Annotated in this window: 7 protein-coding genes and 1 riboswitch; all 7 genes read right to left on the bottom strand. The window is 63.5% G+C overall.

Annotated elements, in window-relative coordinates; translation table 11 throughout:
* Positions 1 to 158: 158 nt before the first annotated feature.
* Entirely contained in the window at positions 159 to 974 is an 816-nt protein-coding gene (gene trpC / locus HMPREF2682_RS01180; protein ID WP_070634359.1) for an indole-3-glycerol phosphate synthase TrpC, read from the bottom strand.
* 14 nt (positions 975 to 988) lie between these two features.
* On the bottom strand, positions 989 to 2,599 hold the full coding sequence (locus tag HMPREF2682_RS01175; protein ID WP_070830669.1) for an anthranilate synthase component I: 1,611 nt from the start codon (positions 2,597 to 2,599) through the stop codon (positions 989 to 991).
* Positions 2,600 to 2,915: 316 nt separating this feature from the next.
* Complete coding sequence (gene ribH, locus HMPREF2682_RS01170; RefSeq protein ID WP_005506244.1) at positions 2,916 to 3,392, bottom strand: 6,7-dimethyl-8-ribityllumazine synthase; 477 nt, start codon at positions 3,390 to 3,392, stop codon at positions 2,916 to 2,918.
* A 67-nt stretch (positions 3,393 to 3,459) separates the two neighbouring features.
* Positions 3,460 to 4,245 (bottom strand): GTP cyclohydrolase II, encoded by a 786-nt coding sequence (locus HMPREF2682_RS01165; RefSeq protein WP_070830667.1) that lies wholly within the window; start codon positions 4,243 to 4,245, stop codon positions 3,460 to 3,462.
* 8 nt (positions 4,246 to 4,253) lie between these two features.
* Positions 4,254 to 5,534 (bottom strand): 3,4-dihydroxy-2-butanone-4-phosphate synthase, encoded by a 1,281-nt coding sequence (ribB, locus tag HMPREF2682_RS01160; RefSeq protein WP_070830665.1) that lies wholly within the window; start codon positions 5,532 to 5,534, stop codon positions 4,254 to 4,256.
* A gap of 250 nt (positions 5,535 to 5,784) precedes the next feature.
* Positions 5,785 to 7,095 (bottom strand): bifunctional diaminohydroxyphosphoribosylaminopyrimidine deaminase/5-amino-6-(5-phosphoribosylamino)uracil reductase RibD, encoded by a 1,311-nt coding sequence (gene ribD / locus HMPREF2682_RS01155; protein WP_070832555.1) that lies wholly within the window; start codon positions 7,093 to 7,095, stop codon positions 5,785 to 5,787.
* Position 7,096: 1 nt separating this feature from the next.
* A complete protein-coding gene (gene pnuC, locus HMPREF2682_RS01150) occupies positions 7,097 to 7,828 on the bottom strand; it encodes a nicotinamide riboside transporter PnuC (RefSeq protein ID WP_070830663.1) in 732 nt (243 codons plus the stop codon).
* Between the two features lie 386 nt (positions 7,829 to 8,214).
* A riboswitch (FMN riboswitch) is annotated at positions 8,215 to 8,414 on the bottom strand.
* Between the last annotated feature and the right edge of the window lie 1,059 nt (positions 8,415 to 9,473).

The following is a 9,473-nucleotide window of genomic DNA, read 5'->3' as shown; positions in this document are numbered from 1 at the left end:
CCGGACACGCGAAGCGGGGGCTCCGTCCTCAAGGCGCCCCAGCGCCGCAGAGGGGGCACTCCCCCGCAAGCGTTGTCCGATACGCCATCTCAAACAACTAGCCCACGGAAGCCTCACTCCCCCGCGAGCGTTGTCCGGCCGCCTTCTCTTAGCACCCCCTATCGGCTCACGGGCACCTTGGAGAATTCGCGCACGGTACCTTCCGGGTCGCCGGAGCGTACCAGCGCTTCACCGATGAGGATTGCATCCGCACCGGCGCCGGCGTAGGCGCGCACATCCTCGATGCCGGCGACACCGGACTCGGCAACCTTAATCACCGAGTTGGGCAGGTGCGCCGCGAGGGATGCGTAGTGCTCGTTATTGACCTCAAGGGTCTTGAGGTTGCGCACGTTGATGCCCACAATCTTGGCGCCGATGCGCTGGGCGACCTCAATCTCTTCGGGGGTGTGGGTCTCGACCAGCGCGTTCATGCCGAGCGACTCGGTGAGTTCGAGGAACTCGCGCAGGGTCTTCTCATCGAGGGCCGCGACGATGAGCAGCACCAGGTCGGCGCCGTGCGCGCGGGCCTCCCAAATCTGGTACTCGTCGACGGTGAAGTCCTTACGCAGCACGGGGATGTTCACGGCGGCGCGCACAGCGTCCAGGTCGGCGAGGGAGCCGTTGAAGCGGCGCTGTTCGGTGAGCACGGAGATTGCGGCTGCGCCACCTGCCTCGTAGCGTGCGGCGAGCGCGGCGGGGTCCGGAATCTCGCCGAGGGCACCCTTGGAGGGTGAGGAGCGCTTCACCTCAGAGATGATGCGTGCGGTTGCGCCGTTGCCGCCGCCGGGCACTTCACCGCGCAGGGAGGCGAGTGCGTCGCGGGCGGGTGCGGCTGCGAGGGCGCGCTTCTTCATTTCTTCGAGGGGAACCTGCTGTACACGGGCGGCGAGGTCTTCGCGGACGCCGACAATGATCTCGTCGAGAACGGTGCTCATGGTGTCTCCTTGGGTTACTTGGTGGCGTTGACGGCTGCGTCTGCGTCGAGGGGTGCCAGGCCGGAGGCGGTCAGCACGGCGCGCAGCGGGGCGGCGGACTTATTGACGGTCTCAAGGGTTTCGGAGTCCGGGTTGGAGTCCATGACGAGGCCCGCGCCCGCCTGCACGTAGGCGGTGCCTTCCTTGAGTACGGCGGTGCGGATGGCGATTGCCATGTCCATGTTGCCGGCGAAGTCGAAGTAGCCGCACACGCCGCCGTAGACGCCGCGGCGGGTCGGTTCGTATTCGTCGATGAGCTGCATCGCGCGAGGCTTGGGTGCACCGGAGAGGGTGCCCGCCGGGAAGGCGACGCGCAGCACGTCGTAGGCGCTGAACTGCGGGTCGAGTTCGGCGCTGACGGCGGAGGAAATGTGCATGATGTGGCTGAAACGCTCAATTATCATGAACTGGTCAACCGAGACGGTGCCGGGCTTGGCGATGCGCGAGAGGTCGTTACGTGCCAGGTCGACGAGCATGAGGTGCTCGGAGCGTTCCTTCTGGTCGGCGAGCAGTTCCTCGGCGAGTGCGAGGTCTTCTTCGCGGGTTGCGCCGCGCGGGCGGGAACCGGCGATGGGGTGGGTGCTGGCGATGCCGTCCTTGAGGGTGACGAGCGCCTCCGGGGAGGAGCCGACAATGTGGAACGGGGTGCCGTTGCTGTCTTCGAAGTTGAAGAGGTACATGTACGGCGAGGGGTTGGACTGGCGCAGTACACGGTACACGTCGAGTGCCTTGGCGTTGGTTTCGGCTTCGAAACGGCGTGAGAGTACGATCTGGAAGACGTCGCCATCAATGATGTTCTTCTTGGAGCGGTCGATGGCGTCCTTGAAGCCCTGTTCGCTCCAGGTGAGGGTGACGTCTTCGCGGACCTTACGGTCGACGTCTGCCACGCCGGAGAGAATGGAGGTGGTCGCTGCGGCGCCGCGCTGCAGGCGGCGGAGCATGCTGTGCAGGCGCGCGACGGCATCCTCGTAGGCGCCGTCGACGTTCTCGCTGGTGCCGTTGAAGTTGATGGCGTTGGCGACGAGCAGGACGGTGCCGTCCTTGTTGTCGTGAATTGCCATGTCGGAGACCATGTTGAGCGCGAATTCAGGCAGGTTCACGTCATCGGCGGGCGGGTACGGCAGGTGCTCCCAGTGGCGCACGACGTCCCAGCCGAGGTAACCGACCAGGCCGGAGGTGAGCGGCGGCAGGGTCGGGTCGGGTTCGGTGTAGAGCATCTGCAGGGTTTTGGCGATGGCTTCTACGGGGTCGCCGTCGACGGGCGCGCCGGCGGGGGTGCGGCCCTGCCAGTGGACTGCGCCGTCAACGGTGGTGAGGGTGGAGCGGGAGGACGCGCCGATGAAGGAGTAGCGGTCCCAGGCTGCGGATTCGCCTTCTGCGGAGATTTTGGCGGATTCGAGCAGGAAGGTGCCGTGGGCTGCTTCGACGGGTTCGCCCTGGTCGTTTTGGAGTACGAGGGATCGGTAGATGCCGATGGGGGTGAGTGAGTCGGCGAGGATTTTGATGTGTACGGGAATGACGCGGGTGCCGGCGGCGCGGGCGCGGAATTCTTCGAGGCTGGGGGTGATGGTGCCCAAATCCTGCATTGCTGTACTCCTTGGTGTTGGGTTGGGAGCGCGTCGGTGCGCTGTGTCCCTTAGCTGCTGCGCGGGGTTTTTACCGGTACATGGGGTTTTACCGGTACATGGGGTTTTACCGGTACATGGGGTACCGGGACATATGTTCCGGTGTGTATCTCTCTGGCGCATACTTGCCAGATCCATAGACGCCCGATAATGCCTGATAAATCCCGGTAAGCCCGGTGCGCGGGTTGTTTCAGTTTAACCGGTACTACGGCCCAGTTCCACGGTGAAGATCAGAACGTTCTCTTCGTGAAACTGAGCCGCGTACCGTTCAGCCGCGTTAGTTGCTGAACTGCTTGAGGGTTGCTGCGGTCTGCAGTGCCGCCGCGGTCGCCTCGTAGCCCTTGTCTTCGTTAGAGCCTTCCAGGCCTGCACGGTCGAGTGCCTGCTGCTCGTTGTCGCAGGTGAGCACGCCGAAGCCGATGGGGCGGCCGGTCAGCACGGACACGTCGGTCAGGCCGTTGGTTGCGCCCTGGCAGACGTAGTCGAAGTGGGGGGTGCCGCCGCGGATGACCACGCCGAGCGCGACGATTGCGTCGAACTTCTCTGCGAGGCGGGTTGCTGCGACGGGCAGTTCGAAGGTGCCGGGAACGCGCACGAGGGTCGGCTCGATGCCTGCGTCGCGTGCTGCGCGCTGTGCGCCGTCGATGAGGCCGTCCATGACCTGGGTGTGCCAGCTTGCCGCTACGATTGCGAGCTTGAAGCCCTTGTAGTCTTCGGGGTTGAGGGTGGTGTCTGCTGCGCCTACGCCGCTCATAGTGTTCTCCTTGTGGGTTTTGGGTTTTGAAAAGTTTAGTGTGCCGGGATTGTTTGCCGGGGTTCCGCTACGCGCTTTTGAGCACGTGGCGCATACGCTCACGCTTGGTCTGCAGGTAGTGGGCGTTCTCAACGCGGGCGGGAATTTCGTCCGGGATGAGCTCGGTAACCTGCAGGCCGAGGCTTTCGAGCGCCTCCTGCTTGGCGGGGTTATTGGTCACGAGCCTCAGCTCATGCACGCCGAGCTCCTGCAGGATCAGTGCCGCCTGCGAGTAGTCACGCATGTCGCCGTCCAGGCCGAGCGCCAGGTTCGCATCGAGGGTGTCGAGACCGGCATCCTGCAGCGCATAGGCGCGGAGCTTATTCACCAGGCCGATGCCGCGTCCTTCGTGGTTGCGCACGTAGATGAGGTACCCGCCGGTGCAGCTGAGGATGCGCAGGCCGTTCTCCAGCTGGGGGCCGCAATCGCATCGGAAGGAACCGAAAATGTCGCCGGTGGCGCATTCGGAGTGGATGCGTACCGCGGGCGCTCCCCCGTCCTCGGTGGGTACGGGGGTGCCGTCACGGTCGAGGGCGCGGGCACTGATGTGCTCGGCGCCGTCTGCGAATCGCCAGGCGCGCAGGCCGAACACACCCTGCGGGGTGGGTACGGCGACCTCTTCGGTGCTTTCGACCAGCAGCGGGCTGGGGTTGGGCACCATGTCGAGGGGGCTGACTCGGTAGCCTTCAGCTAGCTCGGAGGCGATGTGCAGGGATTCGGCGCTGAGCTCTTCAGCCTGCGCCTCAACCGGCTCGACCAGGGTGCCCGCTGCGGGGGTGCCCGGCGTTGCCTGGGTGTTAGGGGTTTCGCTCATGCGTTCTCCTACGCCTTAGCTACGTACTTGATGAGGTCTTCGATAGAGATCATGGGCAGATTGTGCTCGGTGGCGAAGGCGCGCAGGGCGTCGAAACGCATCATGGAGCCGTCGTCGTGCACGACCTCGGCGATAACGCCCACGCCGGACAGGCCCGCCGCGAGGGAGAGTTCCACTGCGGCTTCGGTGTGGCCGGGGCGCTCCGCCACGCCGCCGTCAACGGCGCGCAGCGGGAAGATGTGGCCGGGGCGGGTAATATCCGCCGGGGTGGAGGATGCGTCCGCGAGGATCTGCACGGTGCGTGCGCGGTCCGCCGCGGAAATGCCGGTGCTCACGCTGGAGGCCGCATCGCAGGAGACGGTGTAGGCGGTGCCCTTGGGGTCCTCGTTGTTGGTGACCATGGGCGGCAGGTTCATCTCGTCGGCACGCTTGTTGCTCATGGGCGCGCACACGACGCCGGAGGTGTAGCGAATCATGAAGCCCATCAGCTCGGGGGTTGCGTGCTCGGCAGCGAAGATGATGTCACCTTCGTTTTCGCGGTCCTCATCGTCAACGACGACTACGGCGCGACCGGCGGCGATAGCGTCCACCGCGGTCTGCACGCTGTCGAGAACGCTTGCGGCGTCGGCGCGGCGGGGTGCAACCTGCTCAGAAGCAGTCTGCGGCACGCCAGCAAACGCGGTCAGGCGCTGCACGTACTTAGCGAGCGCATCGGTCTCAAGGTTCACGCTGTCGCCAACCTTAAGCGCGCCGAGGTTGGTTGCCTTCAGGGTTTCGGGGATTAGGCCGACCTCGAACCATGCGGGGGTTTCGCCGGGCTCAGAAACGGCGGTGACGGTCAGGGACACGCCAGAAACAGCGATGGAGCCCTTCTCAGCGAGCAGGGGTGCCAGTTCGGTGGGCAGGTTGAAACGCAGGGTGCTCCACGCCTCGTGCGCGGTGACGGATGCGAGGGTACCGACCGCATCCACGTGCCCCTGCACGACGTGACCGTCGAAGCGGCCACCGGCGGGCAGGCAGCGCTCCAGGTTGACGGTGTCGCCGGGGTTCAGGTCGCCGAGGTTGGTGCGGCGCAGAGTCTCACCCATCGCGTAGGCGCGGAACTGACCGGGCTGCAGCTGGTCGAGGTCGATAGCGGTGAGGCATACACCGTTGACGGCGAGGGAGCCACCGTGTTCGAGGTCGGCGACGATGTCACCGGCGTTGAGGGTCAGGTAGGCTGCGTCGCTACCTTCGATGGGGGTGATGGATTCTACGGTGCCGAGGGCGCCAATGATTCCGGTAAACATGTGTGCTTTTCCTTTTCTCGCCGTGTCCGCCGGGGCGTCGTCGTTGAGGGCGACGGGCGGCGATGGTTTGTTCGTCGGTATAACTATACGTATTTTTCGAATATTCCCCGTGACGGGGAGCTTTTGTGCCAGCATACGAACCAGCCGGCATGAATTAGCCGGGCGCAGGCGGGGTTCCTTGAGGTACTACTCCCTCGCCCGCGCTCAGCCGAAGGGAGACTAGCCCAAGCGAATGCTAGTCCAGCCGCGACTAGTCCAGCCTCGGTTCGGGCGCGTGGCAGGCGTCCAGCTTCGGCAGGGTACGCCGCTCACCCGGTTCCTGCGCCGTTCCGCGAGGTGCCGGCACCAGGTGCGTTGCGGTGTCATTACCGAGCACGCGCACCGCCGGGAACATGCCCAAATCATCCAGTTGCAGGCGCGGCGCCTGCGCGAGGGTGTCCACGAGCAGACGGTACACGGCGCTCTTGCCCTGCCCCATGATCATGGGGGCGCGGTACCAGACCATCTCATCGATAAGGTCTTCACCGGCGAAGAGGCCAACCATGCCGGGGCCGCCCTCAATCATGAGGTGCCGCACCCCGCGGGCGTACAGCTCATCGAGCAGTTCGCGCGGGTCGTGGGTGAAGACCTGCAGGAAGTTCTGCGGGTCCGCCTCCACACCTTCGGGCGGGTTGAGGCCGCGCACGCGGTAGTTCTCGGTAATCTCGGTTTTGCCCATGACCACGCGCAGCGGCTGCTTCTCGAATCGTTCCCCGTTGGCGGCGCGCGCGTCCAGGGTCGGGTCGTCCATGAGGGTGGTTCGGGTGCCGATCATGACGGCGTCGGCGCGGTGGCGAATCAGGTGCCCGTCAATGCGCGCGGCGGGGCCGGTAATCCATTTGCTCGTGCCGTCAGCAGCCGCAATGAACCCGTCCAGGGTGGACGCGCTCTTTGCGGTAATGAAGGGGCGGCGTTCGGCGGCGGCAATAAACCAGCGTTCGTTCAGCAGGTAGGAGGCATTCGCGAACTCCTCCATGGCGTGCACGGTGACGCCCTGCGAGCGCAGGTAGGCGGCGCCTCCGGCGGCGTTTTCGGTGTCGTCGCTGTAGGCGTAGTAGAGTTCGCTGATGCCCGCCTCGGCGACGGCGTGGGAGCAGGGGCCGGTGCGTCCGGTGTGGTTGCAGGGCTCGAGGCTCACGTACATGCGGGCGCCGGTGAGGTCGGTTCCCGCGGCACGTGCGGCGGCGAGTGCGTCGGCTTCGGCGTGCGGGGTGCCTGCGCCTCGGTGGTAGCCCACGTGCAGCAGGTGCCCGTCACGGTCGGTGATGACGGCACCGACGAGCGGGTTCGCTCCGCGAATACCCTGGCGTGCCGCCTGCAGTGCCAGGGTCATTGCCTCGTCGTGGCTGAGGGTCTGCTCGGAGCTCGGCAGGTTCAGGGTGCGTGTGGCGGGCAGCCCAGCAAGGTGACCGTACTCCGCAGCGGAGTAGTCCAAATCGTTATGCGGCAGGTGCGTGCTGGGGGTAAGGGTTGCGGGCAGGTGCGCGCCCGCCAGCACCTCCTGAGAGGGATTCTGCGGCATCTTACGCACGACCCTTCTGCACGTCAGTTACTTCAACGGTCACGTCGGGGAACTGGGTCTGCACCTGGGTCTTCTGCGCCTCCAGGTTGCGGGTGCGCCACCAGACAAAGAAGCCGACCAGGGTGAAGCATCCGTAGAACACGTACATGAGGGAGGTTGCGTAGTAGCCGGCGCTCCACAGCAGCGGCACGCCAACCAGGTCGACGGCAACCCAGATGAGCCAGAATTCAACCCAACCGCGCGCCATGCCGTAGGTGGCGAGCAGTGAGCCGGTGAAGATCCAAGCGTCGGACCAGACCGGCTCGTAGGAGCCGAGAGCGCGGAAGATGGGGGTGAGTAGCAGGGTGCCTGCAACCATGGCGACAACCAGGCCGGCGCGTTCGGTGTTCGTTGCCCACTTGGGGATTACTGCAGCACCTTCGGAAGCGTCACCACCGGCGGCGCGGGTTGCATGCCAACGATGCCAGCCCCAGATGGACACGGCAATAAACATGATTTGGCGGCCTGCCTGGCCGAGCATGGTTACGGGGTGGGGGCTACCGACGAGGGTGCCCAGGAAGACGGTGAGGAGTAGCAGGTTGCCGAGAATACCGACGGGCCACGCCCATACTTTGCGTCGCATGCCGCCCAGCGCCGATGCTAGGCCGAATGCGTTTCCGAGAACTTCGCGCACGAGGAGGGACTGGTCCCCCACGTGAATTTGTGCGTCGAAGAGCCACCGCAGGATGTCCATTGTTTCTTTCCTCTCTGAGTTGGACCATATTTCGGATGCGCGGGGTGCGCATCTGCGGCGGCTCCGGGGAGAGGAACAGAAAGGGCGGCTACCGTGGGCATCTTATGGGGGTGCCCGGTATCCGTGGTGAGGCGGGAGCGGCGAACCAGCCAACCGCAGCTGAAAACCACAGCTGAGATCAGCCGACTGCGACTGAGGGGAATAACGTACCGGCACCTCCGAGGTGCCTCTCCCCTACTGCATCAAAAGCTGATGCTCTGCCAAGAAACCGCTCTCTAAGCAACAGTTTTCTCAAGCAGCAGCTCTCTGAAGCAACTGCGTCGGTGCACCCTGCGCGTTATCCCGGTTTTCGTGATGCTCGGCGGAGTGCGCTCCTGCCTTTTTCTGCTCGTGCTACCTTCCATCCAGACTGTACTGTCGGCACCGGATTTTCACCGGTTCGGCCTCTCTTGCGGGCGGGCGTCTCTAGCGGAGTCTTGGCATCCTGTGCGGATGCGAAGATTCGTACGATTTTTTGCCTGCCTGCGAGAGCGGTTCGCGGGCTGTGACCGCCGGTTCGGAATTTCACCGACCCCGGAGCACGATGTCGATACTGATTATGCCACAGCGCACGCCGGGGGTTTAATTTGTTTTCTCTGGGATAACTTCCGTGACAAGATGACGTTTTATGACTGTGCTCTCGGCGCATCTTCAAGCCCCTCTCAACAAGCCCTCACGGTAGTCACTTGCGGAACCGTTTTGGAACCCGATTCTTCAATTTTCGGGAATGATTTATCACGGTTTCATAACGGTGGAGAGCGCCAAACAGACCAAAGAGTTATGAGGGCCTCCAGGGGGTTACTCAGGGCACGCTGAACACCCGTCAATACCTTTACGACAAGGAATTATAACAATAAGGTTAAATTATTGGTTTAAGGTTTACTCCAGGGGTGATTTAAGGTTATTCTTATCTACAGGAGCTCCCATCACCGATAAACCGGTTCCGTTGAGAGCGACATGATTCGGACCATCCGAGCACTCACATCAAACCCTTAAGCTTCTGCCATTTGAAGCTGGAAAACTGGCCCACGGACTGCATTCCTGAGGATGGTTTTCACGCAACATCTGCGCGTACTGGATTGCGCAGTATTGCGGCACACGATGTTGATGTGCTTCACCATCGGGAGGCAACCACACCGAATTGTTTTCTCAACGGAACCGGCGTGGGAGCTCTTCCGAATAAACTTCCGGAAGATCGCATGGCGTGCGCCTTTGTATACCTGTACGAGGTGGCGTTGTGCGTGTCAAACGGTCATAAGCTCCCGTTCTTCTGTCGTCGCCTACCGTGGTGCGCGATGGGGGTTACGGGAACCTTGCGGGATGGTTGATCCCGCGCGCTCTGCATTGTCTTGTGGAGTGTGGTGTGTTTGGGTGGCGTATTCGCAGTGCCGGAGCGAATACGCCACCCGTTTTTAACCTGTGAAACCCTGCCCACCCCAAACTCGGGCAAGCTGCGCACGAAACTCAGCCCCAGACCAGCCCTACTCAATCCAAATTTTGGCGAGCTGACCGAATACCCTAACCCCGTACCAAGCATCTATATCTACTCCCCCGAGGGATAGGCGACCTAGAGGGCGTACCGGACACGCGAAGCGGGGGCTCCGTC

The organism is Rothia sp. HMSC061D12 (assembly GCF_001836735.1).
Taxonomy (GTDB): Bacteria; Actinomycetota; Actinomycetes; order Actinomycetales; family Micrococcaceae; genus Rothia.
Note: the sequence above shows the minus strand (reverse complement) of the source record. Positions and strands in the feature narration are given on the sequence as shown.